Annotated in this window: 18 protein-coding genes; 6 read left to right on the top strand and 12 right to left on the bottom strand. The window is 49.3% G+C overall.

Features of this window, described 5'->3' with window-relative positions; all coding sequences use genetic code 11:
- Positions 1–44: 44 nt before the first annotated feature.
- Positions 45–1346 (top strand): ATP-grasp domain-containing protein, encoded by a 1302-nt coding sequence (locus tag ACZ483_RS09005; protein WP_464323843.1) that lies wholly within the window; start codon positions 45–47, stop codon positions 1344–1346.
- Positions 1346–1894 (top strand): flavodoxin family protein, encoded by a 549-nt coding sequence (locus tag ACZ483_RS09000; RefSeq protein WP_464323842.1) that lies wholly within the window; start codon positions 1346–1348, stop codon positions 1892–1894. Before ACZ483_RS09005 ends, ACZ483_RS09000 begins: the two co-directional genes overlap by 1 nt.
- Here ACZ483_RS09000 and ACZ483_RS08995 read toward each other — a convergent pair.
- From ACZ483_RS08995 to tyrS, 8 genes are read right to left on the bottom strand one after another with little or no spacing between them, the layout of a single operon-like run.
- The gene (locus tag ACZ483_RS08995; protein WP_464323841.1) at positions 1891–2760 is read right to left on the bottom strand and encodes an alpha/beta fold hydrolase; all 870 of its coding nucleotides are present in this window, start codon (positions 2758–2760) and stop codon (positions 1891–1893) included. The two genes, ACZ483_RS09000 and ACZ483_RS08995, sit on opposite strands and share 4 nt — an antisense overlap.
- Positions 2761–2781: 21 nt before the next feature.
- Positions 2782–3867: a cyclic dehypoxanthinyl futalosine synthase gene (mqnC, locus tag ACZ483_RS08990; protein WP_464323840.1), complete on the bottom strand. Its 1086-nt coding sequence runs from the start codon at positions 3865–3867 to the stop codon at positions 2782–2784.
- 16 nt (positions 3868–3883) lie between these two features.
- Positions 3884–4372: a DUF29 domain-containing protein gene (locus tag ACZ483_RS08985; protein ID WP_464323839.1), complete on the bottom strand. Its 489-nt coding sequence runs from the start codon at positions 4370–4372 to the stop codon at positions 3884–3886.
- A gap of 58 nt (positions 4373–4430) precedes the next feature.
- Complete coding sequence (locus ACZ483_RS08980) at positions 4431–4685, bottom strand: hypothetical protein (protein ID WP_464323838.1); 255 nt, start codon at positions 4683–4685, stop codon at positions 4431–4433.
- Complete coding sequence (locus ACZ483_RS08975; RefSeq protein WP_464323837.1) at positions 4682–5551, bottom strand: hypothetical protein; 870 nt, start codon at positions 5549–5551, stop codon at positions 4682–4684. The genes ACZ483_RS08980 and ACZ483_RS08975 overlap by 4 nt, the downstream gene beginning before the upstream one ends.
- A 16-nt stretch (positions 5552–5567) precedes the next feature.
- Positions 5568–5990, bottom strand: coding sequence for a hypothetical protein (locus tag ACZ483_RS08970; protein ID WP_464323836.1), 423 nt, complete (start codon positions 5988–5990; stop codon positions 5568–5570).
- Positions 5991–5999: 9 nt separating this feature from the next.
- Positions 6000–6671 (bottom strand): hypothetical protein, encoded by a 672-nt coding sequence (locus ACZ483_RS08965; protein ID WP_464323835.1) that lies wholly within the window; start codon positions 6669–6671, stop codon positions 6000–6002.
- Positions 6672–6719: 48 nt separating this feature from the next.
- A complete protein-coding gene (gene tyrS / locus ACZ483_RS08960) occupies positions 6720–7898 on the bottom strand; it encodes a tyrosine--tRNA ligase (protein WP_464323834.1) in 1179 nt (392 codons plus the stop codon).
- Positions 7899–7988: 90 nt separating this feature from the next.
- On the opposite strand from tyrS, the gene relB reads away from it, so the two are divergent.
- Both relB and ACZ483_RS08950 read left to right on the top strand, forming a co-directional pair.
- Positions 7989–8219, top strand: coding sequence for a type II toxin-antitoxin system RelB family antitoxin (relB, locus tag ACZ483_RS08955; protein ID WP_464323833.1), 231 nt, complete (start codon positions 7989–7991; stop codon positions 8217–8219).
- On the top strand, positions 8216–8479 hold the full coding sequence (locus ACZ483_RS08950) for a type II toxin-antitoxin system RelE family toxin (protein WP_464323832.1): 264 nt from the start codon (positions 8216–8218) through the stop codon (positions 8477–8479). Before relB ends, ACZ483_RS08950 begins: the two co-directional genes overlap by 4 nt.
- 3 nt (positions 8480–8482) lie before the next feature.
- On the opposite strand, the gene ACZ483_RS08945 is transcribed toward ACZ483_RS08950, so the two are convergent.
- From ACZ483_RS08945 to ACZ483_RS08930, 4 genes are read right to left on the bottom strand one after another with little or no spacing between them, the layout of a single operon-like run.
- Positions 8483–10579 carry a xanthine dehydrogenase family protein molybdopterin-binding subunit gene (locus tag ACZ483_RS08945; RefSeq protein WP_464323831.1) on the bottom strand — a complete coding sequence of 699 codons (2097 nt, stop codon included), beginning with the start codon at positions 10577–10579 and terminating at the stop codon, positions 8483–8485.
- Entirely contained in the window at positions 10576–11022 is a 447-nt protein-coding gene (locus ACZ483_RS08940; RefSeq protein WP_464323830.1) for a (2Fe-2S)-binding protein, read from the bottom strand. The genes ACZ483_RS08945 and ACZ483_RS08940 overlap by 4 nt, the downstream gene beginning before the upstream one ends.
- Positions 11023–11047: 25 nt before the next feature.
- Positions 11048–11716, bottom strand: coding sequence for an acireductone synthase (gene mtnC, locus ACZ483_RS08935; RefSeq protein ID WP_464323829.1), 669 nt, complete (start codon positions 11714–11716; stop codon positions 11048–11050).
- Positions 11709–12263 (bottom strand): 1,2-dihydroxy-3-keto-5-methylthiopentene dioxygenase, encoded by a 555-nt coding sequence (locus tag ACZ483_RS08930; RefSeq protein WP_464323828.1) that lies wholly within the window; start codon positions 12261–12263, stop codon positions 11709–11711. Before ACZ483_RS08930 ends, mtnC begins: the two co-directional genes overlap by 8 nt.
- A gap of 80 nt (positions 12264–12343) precedes the next feature.
- On the opposite strand from ACZ483_RS08930, the gene ACZ483_RS08925 reads away from it, so the two are divergent.
- Both ACZ483_RS08925 and hemB read left to right on the top strand, forming a co-directional pair.
- Positions 12344–12640: a hypothetical protein gene (locus tag ACZ483_RS08925; RefSeq protein WP_464323827.1), complete on the top strand. Its 297-nt coding sequence runs from the start codon at positions 12344–12346 to the stop codon at positions 12638–12640.
- Between the two features lie 27 nt (positions 12641–12667).
- Positions 12668–13660: a porphobilinogen synthase gene (hemB, locus tag ACZ483_RS08920; RefSeq protein ID WP_464323826.1), complete on the top strand. Its 993-nt coding sequence runs from the start codon at positions 12668–12670 to the stop codon at positions 13658–13660.
- Position 13661: the final 1 nt, after the last annotated feature.

Below are 13661 nucleotides of genomic sequence, written 5' to 3'. Positions count from 1 at the left end.
CGGTTATACTTTAAACCTCTAAAACACTGTTCGGAGGACCGGAAATGGACCTTTACGAGTACGAGGCCTACGAAAAGATATTCAAGAAGTACGGGATACCTACCTTAAGGTATATGTTTGTCGATCACATAACGGAAGAGGTCGAGAACTTTGTAAATCAGCTCGGCGAGTGCGTGGTAAAGTCTCAGGTTCTCGTTGGAAAGAGGGGAAAGGCTGGAGCGGTAAGGCTCTGCTCCTCTTCGGAGGAGGCTTTGGAGGAGATAAAGACACTCTTGGAGTATCCCGTTTACGGGGAGATGCCCGTCGGTGTCCTCGTAGTTGAGAAGGCCAACATAGTCAAGGAACTCTACGCTTCTATAACCTACTCAACGGAGACGAGAGGTCCGGTTCTCACCCTTTCCTTAGAAGGTGGTGTGGACATAGAGGAGGTTCCTCCTGAGAAGATAGGCATATTCCCGATAGATCCCCTTAAAGGTCTTTACCCCCACATGGTCAGGAACTACCTGCTGGAACTCGGTTTCCCCCACGAGTACATGTCGGCTCTTAGGGAACTTTCTGAAGTCGTGGCTAACATGTACAGAGCCTTCTGGGAGGCTGAAGCGAGACTCTTAGAGATAAATCCTCTTGCGATAGTGGATGTGGGCGGGAAGCTGAGGGTCAGGGCACTCGATGCGGTGGTCAAAATTGACGACGATGCCTCCATTCCACCAGCTAAGATCTACGGTGTCAGGACTGCCCTCAAGAGACCTCCCACGGAGAGGGAGATAGCTGCGGCGGAGATAGACAAGGACGATCACAGGGGTAAAGCTGGATCTTATGTGGAGATGGATGGCGACATAGCGATGATGACCTTTGGTGGTGGAGGATCTACGGTTACCATAGAAACGACCTACGCCATAGGTATGAAGCCCGCCAACTTCACCGATATAGGCGGTAATCCTCCAGCGGAGAAGATGTACAAGATAACGAGGATAATCCTATCCAAACCGGGAATAAGAGGGGTTCTGGTCTGCGGCGGAACAGCGAACAACACGAGGATAGACGTCACCCTCGGAGAAGGCGTGGCAAACGCTATAAGGGACCTTAAGAAGGAAGGAAAGCTCGACCCCAACTGGATATGGGTTGTCAGGAGGAACGGACCTGAAGCGGAAAAAGGTCTGAAGATGCTCTACGAAGCCTTTAAAGAGTGCGGTGTTAAGGGGGAGATCTACGACTCCTCTCTTCCGCTTACCGAAGCCCCTGTGAGACTCAAGGAGCTTTTAGACAGGTGTGAGTCCAAGGCTGAGGAGATAAAGGATCAGGAGAGGGTCCTTACGGACGAACAGGCGAGCGATATGGGCGTCTGATGGGTAAGATCCTCGTCCTTTACGACTCGAGGACGGGAAACACCCGGAGCATGGCCGAGCTCGTTGCAGAGGGAGCAGAGAGTATTCCGAATACCGAAGTAAGAATAAAACACGTAGATGAGGCGACAAAAGAAGACGTCCTCTGGTGTGATGGTATAGCTGTCGGTTCCCCCACCAACATGGGTCTCGTGTCATGGAAACTAAAGAGGTTCTTCGACGACGTTCTCGGAGAGCTGTGGGGTGAGATAGACGGAAAGATAGGGTGTGCCTTCTCCTCCTCTGGAGGTTGGGGAGGCGGTGCAGAGATAGCCTGCATGTCCATTCTCACGATGCTCATGAACTTCGGCTTTTTGGTCTTCGGCGTTACGGACTATGTTAGCGAGGATCTCACCCTTCACTACGGAGCGGTCTTGGAAGGAAAGCCAAAAGACGAAGCTGAGAGGGAGGCTTGCAGGAGACTGGGGAGGCGGTTAGCTCAGTGGGTGGCTATATATGTGGAGGGAAGGAGGGAACTTATAGAAGAGGTTAGGAAGGAGGCGGGAGGTTAAAGTCCTCTGACCCAATCAAGTATCCTATCCACAACCTCACCATCCCTGCCAAAGAATCCGTGGTAGGTCAGACCTGAGCAGGGGTTGTCCGCCGGTTCGGAACCTCCACGAACACTTATAAACCTCTTATCCTTTGCCTTCAATTTTCTAAAGACCTGCCTTATCTGGGGGTAGCCCGAAGACACACATCCGTCGTTTACGTTGTGAACAAAGAGGACTCTCTTGTCGGTTTTCTCAAAGCCCGTGCAGGCGATAAAGTCGTCCGCCTCGTCGGGGCAGTAGTCCATAAAGTGAGGGTCCGAAGATAGAGTTGCCGTTAGAACTACACCTTTAACAGAAGGCAGTTTGTTGGCAAGGTATGCAACCGACAGAGTTCCCCTGCTCGTTCCTATCAGGTAAACTTCCTTCACGCCGAAGGCGTCCTTTAAATAAGAGATAAGATTTTCTACGTCCTTTGCATGCTCCGGAGATACTCTGTAGGCGCTCGCCACGAGCTTGGAGTTCTTGCCTATGAACCTCCCCTTTACGTCCGAAGGCATATCTACAAGGACGACGATGTCTCCCTTGCGTGCGAACTTGATTACGTTCCTCGCGAGGAAGTTGTTGCTCACCCAGATGCTATCAAGATAGTTCCTTCGCTTTTTGCAGGGGCTTTCCTTTCTCCCAAAGTGGCAGGTTCCGTTCCCGCCCGGAAAGAGGATTAGGACTCTCCTGAAGTTTTCTGTATTCTTTCGATGGACGATGAGGAAATCTAACTCGGCACCGCGGGTATTTATGCTTCGAACTTCAACGCTGTAACCTTCGGCGGAAGGGGGCGTGAAGGTCTTGGAAGAGCAGGAAAGGAAGAAGAAGGAAAATAAAATCATAGGTATATAACCATGCTCCCCTCAATCAAATCTCCTCACTATCCTGTAGTAAGTATCCCTCTGGGCAGGTATAAAACCAGCGTCCCTGATAGCTTGAACCATGTCCTCTACCTTGGGTATGCTCACCTTGAAGTCTGTTGAGGATATAACGTTCTCCTCTATCATCACCGAGCCGAGGTCGTTAGCTCCGAAGTGAAGACCGATTGTTCCTACGGGCATGGTCTGAGTAACGTGTGAACTCTGGATGTTCTCGAAGTTATCAAGGTATATCCGCGAGAGAGCGAGAACCTTCAGGTAGTAAACGCTTGAAGCGGGTTCTACAAAGTCAAGCTCGGTGTTCCCTCTCTGGAAGGTCCAGGGAATAAAAGCGGTAAAGCCTTCCGTTTCGTCCTGAATTTTCCTGATCCTCTCAAGGTGTTCAATTATGTGCTCAATACTCTCAAGATGTCCGAACATCATCGTCGCCGTGGTGGTCATTCCGAGTTCGTGGGCCGTTCTGTGAACCTCCTCCCATTCCTCCACGGAACACTTGCCGGGCGATACTTTGTTTCTCACCTCCTGAGAGAGTATCTCAGCCCCTCCGCCGGGAACAGACATCAATCCTGCCTCTTTAAGCCTTCTTAGAACCTCTCTTACGCTGAGTTTTTCAAGCTTCGAAAGATAAACGATTTCGGGTGCGGAGAAGCAGTGTATTTGCACCTGAGGAAATCTCTCCCTTATCGCAGAGATCATCTCCTCATAAAAGCTCAGGGGAAGGTCTGGATTTATACCTCCCTGCATGAGAAGCGTCGTCCCACCCCAATCAACGAGTTCCTGAACCTTCTGGAGTATGGTCTCAAGCTCTAAGGTGTAGGCGTCGGGGTCACTCTTCCTCCTGTAAAAGGCGCAGAACTTACACCCAGCTATGCAGACGTTGGTGTAGTTAACGTTTCTGTCTATGACGAAGGTAACGATATTATCGGGGTGCTTTCTTTTCCTGATCAGATTGGCAAGCATTCCAAGGGCTGTCAAATCTGAATTTCTGTAAAGCTCAAGGGCTTCCTCGGGGGTAAGCCTCTCACCGTTTATAACCTTATCCTTTATGTAATCTACCGACAGTGTCCTCATTCCGCTTCCTCCGGACTCACTTTAATTCTTCCTTTAAATCTCCCTTCATAGCCTCTTCGTAATTATAAGGGCATTTTTCGGGTGCATTAAAGTCTTCGGAATCGTAGTCGTTGTTTCTGAGCCGTATTTCAAGTTTACTCTGTGCTCTTACCCAAGCCCTTTCTATTTCCGATGGAAGCTCGTTCCTGAGGCTCGGATATTCCTTCAACATAGCTCTGATTCTGGTTCGTGAATTTTCCACGCTTCTGATCCAGCTCTTTCCTCCTTCCGCTCCCGCTAAATTTTTAAAGTTATCCCACTTGTAGAAATGCTCCAAAATGATTGCAAAATAGCTTATACGGGCATCGAGGTATCTCCTTCCCATATCCTCTATCTCCTCAAGGAGGTTCTCCCAGTCCACGAGGTCGTAAGCTTTTTCCCTAAGGAACTGGAGGTTAATATCAACCCACAGGGGAAAGTCCTTATCGTAGAGTTCTTTAAGCTCCTCCCTGCTGACGGCTTTCATGCTCTATAATATAAGCCCGTCCTTAGGAAATTTTTACCTCGCCTGAACGCAGTTATGTTTAGCGTCCCAACTGCCTACACACGTTCAGGTGGGCTATCAGGAGTGGGTTCACACCCTCGTTCCTTGCTATCTCCTTCAGACTCATACAGCAGATACGGACGTTTTCGTTTTCTTTTAGAGAAGGGACACCCCCGTGGGCGTATTTACCGAGGACGTGACCACAGTCTATCACCTGTCCGTTGTAATTTACTAAACCGTTATACAAAGTTTGGGAGAAAACGAGAAGGGGAAAAAGGAAAAGAGTAAGTCTCACCGATAGCCTCCACCGTAGTTGGGCATACCTTGCATACCTTGACTGGGGACTTTCAAAGGTTTGTAGTCTTTGGGGACGGAGAAGAAGCTTTTGGGAAGATCAGTCTTTTTTACGGATTTGATTTTTTCAACAATGATCATACCGTTAGGATTCACGTTCTCCGACATAACTGTAGCACCATACTTTTTCAGGTGTTTAGTGAAGAGTTTTTCAGCATCCTTGATCATCTTTATGAAAGACGGAGAACTTTTTAAGTTAGCGTCTTTTTTAACTGATTCAATGAAGTTATTGAACCTTACGAGTTCTGCTTCCATAAGGAGTTTGTCCTTTGCAACCCACTGAATTAATTCAACTTCGTTCTTCATCATCATCACTTTTGTTTTATTTATTATCTTCCTTGCCTTCCATTTGCCCACTTTTTTAAATTCATTCGTTATCCTTATCTTCTCTCCCTCTTTCTTGGGCTTACAGTTAGTAGTACCCTTTTCACAGTCAAAGAAAGTCATAAATATGGCAAATGCTCCTAAACTGGCAGGAAGCTTGAGAACTGTGTAAGATTTATTTTCGTGATTTATGTTGTGAACGACCAAGTTGGGTCCCTTGAAGATTGTGAGCTTCTCAAACTTTACTCTTCTAACATTAGTGCCTTCCTGCTGACCAGGCATATTTTTCATCATAGGCATCATCTTATTTTTTGTAATTGACTCGGTAATCTCCTTTTCTGCACCTTTTGTTATGTAGACAGTTTTTTTCTCAGTTTTATCAAACCAGTTTGTTCTGGTTATCACCTCCTTTTCAATCACGTAAACGGGGATAGAAAAGCTAAAAGATACGAGTCCTATGATAAGTAGGGTTAAGTGTCTCATCTCACTCCCTCCTTTATTAGAACTCTCCAAAGATCAGCTTGTTCGGGTCCTCGTCCGAGAGCTTGACATCCTTACTCAGAATATACTTTTCGAGGTTTCCTTTATCCTTCAGGGGTGTGAGTCTTCTCTCCCCCTCGGGAGTTTCCCATAGAACGGAATAAGAGTCTCCCTTAACGACTACATCGGGATTCAGCTTCTTGAAGCCATGAGATTCCATAACCTTTAGGAAGGTGTCCTCCTCGAGAGCCAAAACGAACAGGGGATAATCCTTCTTAACTTCAGGAGAATCCTCTACCGTAACGTCCAGTTTCCTGAACACCTCGAGCATAGCTTCCGAAATAGCGTTCCCGAAGTCTTCCTCAGTGAGATCGTTCTTTCCCGTGAACCAGAGTTCAAATCTATCCTCGTAGGAGTTAAGCTCGAGTTTGAAAAACTTCATGCTAATAATTTACCTCTCCACGAGATAAGCAGGTATCTTTATCGGCTCCCAAGATGGTGTGTGAGGTATCCTCTTGCTTCTACCTTCCATTATGAACTTCTGGACGTGTGGGGGAACGTTCGGGTTTAGTTCAAAACTGTAGAGGTAGTACCTGACCCTTACCTTAGGCACAACTCCCGCGGTCATGGCTATGGGAACCTCTATCGTGTCTTCAAATTCAGTCTTGGATTTCTCGTTCCTTATAGCTTTAAGAACCTCTGCGAGAACCCTACTACCTGCAGCGTTGTCCAGGTAATTCTCCATCTCCCTGTTCCTCTGTTCAAGTCCAAAGGGGCTGTAATCCGAGGGCTGTTCCTGCCTGTGTCCAAAAATGTAATGAGGGTCGGAGTATATGTCCGCATGGTAATTACTGTAAGTGTCTGACCAGACAACTATTGTGGGTATGTAGGTATCACCGCTCTTTGTTTCTAAAAATACCCAGGCGCAACTCCTGGGCGGCTCAGGGTCCACACCGGTAGGTGATACGTATCCCTTGATACCCATAGCCATCATGGGGGGAATCATCGGCATGCCACCTTCGAGGCTTAGGATCTCTATGTGTCCGCAGTATTTGAAGCTCTTGAGAACCTGTCCGAAGGATATTAAAAAGGGAAAGAGCATAAGAATTAAAAACCTCATCATCCCCTCCTAAATTAATGATAACTCTACAGATCTCCTTAGTGGTGAAACTTATCCTCTCCTCACCTTATAGAACTTCTTCTTCCCCACCTGAACCTTTAGTTCTCCGTCTATCTTTATTTTCTGATAAGGGTCGGCGACCTTCTCAAAGTTTATCTTGAGCCCTCCTCCTTGAATTATTCTCCTCCCCTCGTTCTTGGAGGAAACAGCTCCGAGTTTTAGGAGAAGGTCAAGGGCGGTAAGCTCTTCTTCGGGGATCTCTACAACAGGGGCGTCCTCCGGGAACTGCCTCTTAGAGTAGGTGCTCTCAAACCACTCCCTCGCCTTTCTGGCTTCCTCCTCCGAGTGAAACCTCCTAACTATGAGTTCGGCGAGGTGTTTCTTCGCCTCCATCGGGTGCCACTCTTTCCTCATCCTCTCTATCTCTTCCTCCGTGTAGTCTGTCAGAAGGAGGTAGTAGTCCCACATGAGTTCGTCGGATATGGACATGAGTTTCCCGAACATGGTCTTGGGGTCCTCGGTTATCCCCACATAGTTTCCGTAGGACTTGGACATCTTCCTGACGCCGTCCAGTCCCACCAAGAGAGGAAGGGTTATACAGACCTGGGGCTCCTGTCCGTACTCCCTCTGAATGTCCCTACCTATCAGGAGGTTGAACTTCTGGTCTGTCCCGCCGAGCTCAACGTCCGCCTTTATAGCCACCGAGTCGTAAGCCTGAAGGAGCGGGTAGAGGAACTCGTGGATGTATATGGGGACTCCCTCCTTGAAGCGTTTTGAGAAGTCGTCCCTCTCCAACATCCTCGCCACGGTATACTTCGCCGAGAGCTTTATGAGCCCTTCGGTTCCGAGTTCCTGAAGCCACGTGCTGTTGAAGACTATAGTCGTCTTTTCGGGATCGAGGATCTTAAAGACCTGATGCTCGTAAGTCTTGGCGTTCTCGAGAACCTGCTCCTTCGTGAGGGGAGGTCTCGTCTCCGACCTTCCCGTCGGATCCCCTATCATGGCTGTGAAGTCTCCGACTATGAAGTAAACCTCATGACCTAACTGCTGGAACTGCCTCATCTTCTGGAGCAAAACGACGTGTCCCAAGTGAAGATCGGGAGCGGTGGGGTCAAAACCCGCTTTTATGCGGAGAGGTCTTCCTTCCTTGAGCTTCTTAAGGAGCTCTTCCTCCTCTATTACCTCTACCGTTCCCTGCTTTATAAGTCTTAGCTGTTCCTCCGGACTCACGGGAGAAAGATTATATCAGGTATGGCTTAGCTTTAGAGGATAATAATTAGCCTCTATACACTTGCTCTGCTATGGATTATGTGTATATTTATGCGTATGGTAAAAAGGTTGAACATCACCCTTGATGAAGAGGTTGCGAGGGAGCTTGAACACATAAGCAAAGAGCTGGGAGAAAAGAAGAGTAAGCTTATAGAGAGGGCTTTGACCTTTTACTTTGATTACCTTGATGTGAAACTGGCTGAAGAGAGACTTAAGAGGCTTGAAAGGGGGGAAACACAGACCATCTCTGCGGAAGAGGTTTACAGAGAGCTTGGACTGTGAGCTACAGGATAGAGTTTTTAAAGGAAGCCTACGAGGAGCTGAAGAAACTTGATAGACCTGTTCAGGAGCTGATAAAGGAGAAGCTGGACAAGCTCTCAAAAGACCCTGAGGCTCTGAAAAACAACATAAAGCCCCTTAAAGGGAAATACTCAGGTCTTTACAGGCTGAGGGTCGGCAACTACAGAGTTATTTACAAAATGGAAAAGGACAGACTCCTGATTCTGATAATAAGGATAGGACACAGGAGGAAAGTATACTGAGGTTCAAACCCTATAGTAAGGGAGCTCCGTTATAGGCTTGCCCGTTATTCGGAAGAGGGCGTTCGCCACCGCGGGGGCTATCGGCGGAAGTCCCGGCTCACCTATACCTCCCATCTCTCCCTCGGAGCGGACTATGTGAACCTCTATCTCTGGAGTCTCCTCCATTTTAAGTATCGGATAGGTATCAAAGTTCCTGTTTACGGCGAAGCCGTCCTTGAACTTAACCCCTTCGTAGAGGAAGGCGCTCAGTCCCATGATTATTCCGCTCTCCATCTGCTGGACGACGAGGTCCGGGTTCACTACCATAGGTCCGAGGTCAACAGCACAGAAGACCCTGTGAACTTTGACCCTTCCGTCCACCAGGGAGACCTCGGCAACCTGAGCGACGTGGGTCCCGAAGGAGTAGTGATAGGCTATTCCGAGAGCCTGCCCCTCTTTAGGTCCCTCGTGCCATTTGGAGACCTCGGCTACCTTCTCTATAACTCTTTGAGCCCGCATGTGGAGTCCGAGGAGTTCCAACCTGAGCTCTACGGGGTCTCTTCCTCCGAGGTGGGCGAGCTGGTCTACGAAGGTCTCCATTATGTAGGCGTTGTGGGTGTGTCCTACCGAGCGCCAGAACCAGACTGGTATCTTTATCTTGGACTTTACGAACTCCACCCGTATGTTGGGAAACTCGTAGAAGGTGTTTGCCACTCCCGAAACCGCCGCGCTGTCAACCCCCCTTCTCTCCTTACCTATCGCCCACTCAAAGACCGCCGGGACCGCTATCTTGAAGTAAAGGGAGTTCGGCATTCCGCTCTTGTCCACCGAACCTTTCAGACGAGCCATGCACATGGGTCTGAACCATCCCGACTGAACATCGTCCTCCCTCGTGTAGAAGAGCTTCACAGGTCTTCCCGTCTTCTTGGCTATCTCGAGAGCCTCAGCTAAGAACTCGGAGTTGGACTTCCTGCCAAAGCCTCCCCCTAAGTAGGTGGTTATCACTTTAATCCTGCTTTCGGGCAGTCCCGTTATCCTACGGGCATGCCTGAGGACTGAGGTCTGGCTCTGGGTCGGAACGTGGATCACGCACTCCCTTCTGTCTATCTTGACTGTGCAAGCCATAGGCTCCATACAGGCGTGATAGAGGTAAGGGAGGGTGTAGGTGAGCTCTATCCTCTTCTCGGAACTCTCGTAAGCGTCCTTGAAATCCCCGTCGTCCCTCGCTACGAGTCCTCTCTTCTTCAGGAGCGTTCTGAAGTGTTCCTTAATATCTTCCGTGTCTCCGACCCTCTCTTTGCTCCACTTAACCCTGAGCTTCTTCCTCCCCTCCAGAACCGTCTCAGGACTCTCACCGCACACCGCCACACCCTTTCCTACTCTAAAGACGTGGGTAACTCCCCTGACCTTCTTCGTTTCGCTCGCGTCGTAAGATAAAACCCTACCGCCGAAGGGCGGTCTTTCTATAACGGCGTAGAGCTGTCCTTCATAAAAGTGGTCTAATCCGAACTTGGCCTCCCCGTTTACCTTGTCCTCCAAGTCTATTCTCGGAACGGATCTGCCTATGTATCTAAACTCTTCGGGAGATTTGAGCTTAGGATACAGAGGAACGGGCAGTTTCATGGCGAGGTCGGCGAGCTTCCCGTAGGGAGTCCTTTTCCCCGTTTTCCCGTCTATCACGTAACCGAGTTCCGCCTTCAGTCTGTTCTTCGGAACCTTCCAGAGACGACTTGCGCTCTCCAAGAGCATCTCCCTCATGGCGGCTCCGGCAGAGCGCATTATGTCCATCATGTGCCTTATGCTCGTGCTCCCTCCCGTGAGCTGGGAGCCCATGTAGGGGTCCATGTAGGGCTTCCCTGCGGGCGCCGGCTTTACCCTCACCCTCTCCCAGGGGAAATCAAGCTCATCGGCGACGAGCTGTGCTATTCCCGTATAGACCCCCTGCCCCATCTCCGACTTGTTTACGAAGACCGTCAGGTAGTTGTCCTCGGAGAGGTTTATCCACAGTCTCGGAGTGTGCCTCTTTAGCTCACTCGCCTTGACAAGTTTGAACCCAGAAGAGGTGAAGGTTATAACAAGGCTTAGACCTCCGAGCTTGAAGAACTCCCTTCTCGTAATCATCGAAGCATCTCCGAGGCCTTCATGACAGCCCTGATTATCCTCGGATAGGTCCCGCACCTGCAAAGGTTCCCGTTCATAGCCCTAACTATGTCTTCCCGTGCAGGCTTAGGGTTTTCCTTGAGCAAGGCGTAGGCTGTTACAATCTGACCGCTCTGGCAGTATCCACACTGGGGGACTCCCACCTCCTTCCAAGCGACTTTAACGGGATGGTTCCCCGGTATGCCTTCGACGGTGATAACCTCCTTTCCCAAAGCCTCCTTTAAGGGAGTTATACAGGAGCGAACGAGCTTGCCTTCCAAGAGAACGGAGCAACTCCCGCAGATTCCCGTCAAACATCCGAACTTGGTTCCTGTGAGCCTGAGATGTTCCCTTATGACCCAGAGAAGAGGAGTTTCCGGATTTGCATCAACTTTGTAAAACCTGCCGTTTACCTTTAGCTCCATCCCGCCCTTGAATTAAAAATATATGTCAATCCAAAGCAACCTCGTAAAAGCTCCTCACCTGCGGAAAGGGGAAGTTCTCTATGGGTTCGTTCTCCCCATCCCTCGCAAACCTCACTACCTTCATACCAGCTTTAGCGGCAGCCTTTATCTCCTCGGGATTGTCGGAGAGAAATAAGATCTCTCCCGGTTTAAGTCCAAGCTCTCTCGCTATCCTTCTGTAAGACTCAGGTTCCTTCTTGTTCCCTATCTTTGTGTCAAAGTATCCGGAGAAGAGGTAATTGAGGTCTCCGTATTCGGTATGTCCAAAGAGGAGTTTCTGAGCCTTTACAGAACCGGAGGAGTAAACGTATATGGGGATACCTCTCCCGTGCCACTCCTTGAGCTTCTCGTAAGCGTCCTCATATATATGTCCCTTAAGCTCTCCGCTCCTGTATCCCTCCTCCCATATTAGTCCCTGAAGTTCCTTGAGGGGTGTTATCTTCCTGTCCTCGTCGACCCATCTCAAAAGTGTCTCTACAGGGTCTCCCGGCTCTATCTCCTGAACCTCTCTGAGAATTCTTTTAACCTGAGGATCGTCGCTGTGTCTCTGGACGAAGTCCCTGAGCTTATTCTTTGAATAAGGAAAAAGAACCTCTTTGACGAAGGATAGGGAGGAGGTTGTTCCCTCTATGTCGGTGAGGACAGCCTTAATCAAGGGCTACTATCCCCTCGTATTTAGGAAACTTCTTGGCTATGTCGGAGCCTGTGTAGCTGGCTATCCAGCCCTCGGGAGTAGTGAAGAGCCTTATGCACTTAAAGTTGGGCCTCTCACCCATGTCGAACCAGTGGGGCGTGTTGGGAGGAACGCTTATGAGGTCTCCGCCTTCGCAGTGAACCACGTAAACCTTGTCGTTCGGGTGAAGGTAGAATACCCCGTCTCCGTAAACGAAGTATCTGACTTCAAAGTCCGAGTGGGTGTGCTCGTCGAGGAACTTCTTTCTGAGTTCATCTTTCTTAGGGTTGTCCGGTGTGAGAGCGACCACGTCGCAGGACTGGAAGCCGAACCTTATCATGAGCCTGTTTATCTGATCCTTGAAGGCGTCTAAGACTTCCTCCTCGCCAGCATCTTCGCTCAGGGGAACGCTCGGCTCCCACCTCTCGAAGAGAACGTTTATCTCGGAAAGCCTATCGGCTATCTCCTTTGGATCCTCTACCTTCTCGAGAAGCCTTCCTTCCTCGTCGTAAATAAGAAGCCTGCTCATGGTGAATATTTTAAGATTAAATCACGAAACAGGTCCACTGTTCGCAGGAAGGAATAATTTTAAAAGGAGGAGGTTTTATCATGAAGTGGCTTATGTTGCTTCTCGGAACAACTTTACTTTTTACAGTTTCTGCCAAAGCTCACTGGGATAGGTATTTATGTCATCACTACTACTACGATGAACACGGCTTTATGGTTATTGTCCCCGTATTCCACGACTGGGATCATCCCCACGCAATACATGGTATAACTCTGATCCACATTCCTGTGGTTCACCACACTCACGGGATCCATACCATTCACAAACATGGACACAAGACAGGGGGAAAACACTACCATAGACACAGACCTGCGAGACATTTCCATAGGGGACACTAAATAAAGATTAAGATAAAATCTTAAGCTATGGTTATCAGCGGATTTCCCTTTTTGAGACCAAGAAGACTGAGAAGAAACGAGAACATCAGAAGGCTCGTTTGTGAGAACCACTTGACACTCGACGATCTCATATACCCGATATTCGTCCGATACGGGGAGAACGTGGTCGAAGAAGTTCCCTCTATGCCGAGGGTTTACAGGTATTCGGTCGACAGAGTGGTGGATGCGGTGAAGGAAGCACGGGATTTAGGAATCAAGGCGGTTATACTCTTCGGAATTCCCGAACACAAGGATGAGGTTGGCTCGGACACCTGGAGCGAAGAGGGGATAATCCAGAGGACTCTTCGTGTTCTGAAGAAGGAAGTTCCCGATATGTACTTGATCACCGACGTATGTTTCTGCGAGTACACCTCCCACGGACACTGCGGAGTTCTGCACGACCACGAGGTGGACAACGATGCAACCCTTGAGAACCTGAAGAAGCAGGTTGTGTCCCACGCGGAGAACGGGGCGGACATGGTGGCGCCCTCAGGCATGATGGATGGTATGGTGAAAGCCATAAGGGAAGCCCTCGATGAAGCGGGCTATACTCACGTGCCCATAATGGCTTACTCGGCAAAGTTCGCTTCCGCCTTCTACGGACCCTTCAGGGATGCCGCAGAGAGCGCTCCAGCTTTCGGAGATCGTAGGAGCTACCAGATGGATCCGGCGAACGCGAGGGAGGCTCTGAAGGAGGTCCTCTTGGACGTTCAGGAGGGTGCAGACATCGTTATGGTAAAGCCCGCTCTCGCTTACCTCGACATAATCTCAAAGGTCAAAGAGAACACACTCCTTCCCGTGTGCGCCTACAACGTAAGCGGTGAGTACTCCATGATAAAGGCGGCGGGGAAGTTGGGATGGATAGATGAGAAGAAGGTTATGGTCGAAACGCTCCTATCTATGAAGAGAGCCGGGGCGGATATGATAATCACTTACTTTGCAAAGGAAGTCGCCCAGATGATAAACAGAGGGGAGATATAGC

Source organism: Hydrogenivirga okinawensis (assembly GCF_055385515.1).
The sequence above is the reverse complement of the archived record's forward strand: the minus strand, read 5'-3'. Positions and strand labels throughout refer to the sequence as shown.

Excerpts from the sequence above, each read along its gene's own strand:
- ACZ483_RS09005 (WP_464323843.1), top strand. The coding sequence starts at position 45 with ATGGACCTTTACGAGTACGAGGCCTACGAAAAGATATTCAAGAAGTAC.
- ACZ483_RS09000 (WP_464323842.1), top strand. The coding sequence starts at position 1,346 with ATGGGTAAGATCCTCGTCCTTTACGACTCGAGGACGGGAAACACCCGG.
- ACZ483_RS08995 (WP_464323841.1), bottom strand. The coding sequence starts at position 2,760 with ATGATTTTATTTTCCTTCTTCTTCCTTTCCTGCTCTTCCAAGACCTTC.
- mqnC (WP_464323840.1), bottom strand. The coding sequence starts at position 3,867 with ATGAGGACACTGTCGGTAGATTACATAAAGGATAAGGTTATAAACGGT.
- ACZ483_RS08985 (WP_464323839.1), bottom strand. The coding sequence starts at position 4,372 with ATGAAAGCCGTCAGCAGGGAGGAGCTTAAAGAACTCTACGATAAGGAC.
- ACZ483_RS08975 (WP_464323837.1), bottom strand. The coding sequence starts at position 5,551 with ATGAGACACTTAACCCTACTTATCATAGGACTCGTATCTTTTAGCTTT.
- ACZ483_RS08970 (WP_464323836.1), bottom strand. The coding sequence starts at position 5,990 with ATGAAGTTTTTCAAACTCGAGCTTAACTCCTACGAGGATAGATTTGAA.
- ACZ483_RS08965 (WP_464323835.1), bottom strand. The coding sequence starts at position 6,671 with ATGATGAGGTTTTTAATTCTTATGCTCTTTCCCTTTTTAATATCCTTC.
- relB (WP_464323833.1), top strand. The coding sequence starts at position 7,989 with ATGCGTATGGTAAAAAGGTTGAACATCACCCTTGATGAAGAGGTTGCG.
- ACZ483_RS08945 (WP_464323831.1), bottom strand. The coding sequence starts at position 10,579 with ATGATTACGAGAAGGGAGTTCTTCAAGCTCGGAGGTCTAAGCCTTGTT.
- ACZ483_RS08940 (WP_464323830.1), bottom strand. The coding sequence starts at position 11,022 with ATGGAGCTAAAGGTAAACGGCAGGTTTTACAAAGTTGATGCAAATCCG.
- ACZ483_RS08930 (WP_464323828.1), bottom strand. The coding sequence starts at position 12,263 with ATGAGCAGGCTTCTTATTTACGACGAGGAAGGAAGGCTTCTCGAGAAG.
- ACZ483_RS08925 (WP_464323827.1), top strand. The coding sequence starts at position 12,344 with ATGAAGTGGCTTATGTTGCTTCTCGGAACAACTTTACTTTTTACAGTT.
- hemB (WP_464323826.1), top strand. The coding sequence starts at position 12,668 with ATGGTTATCAGCGGATTTCCCTTTTTGAGACCAAGAAGACTGAGAAGA.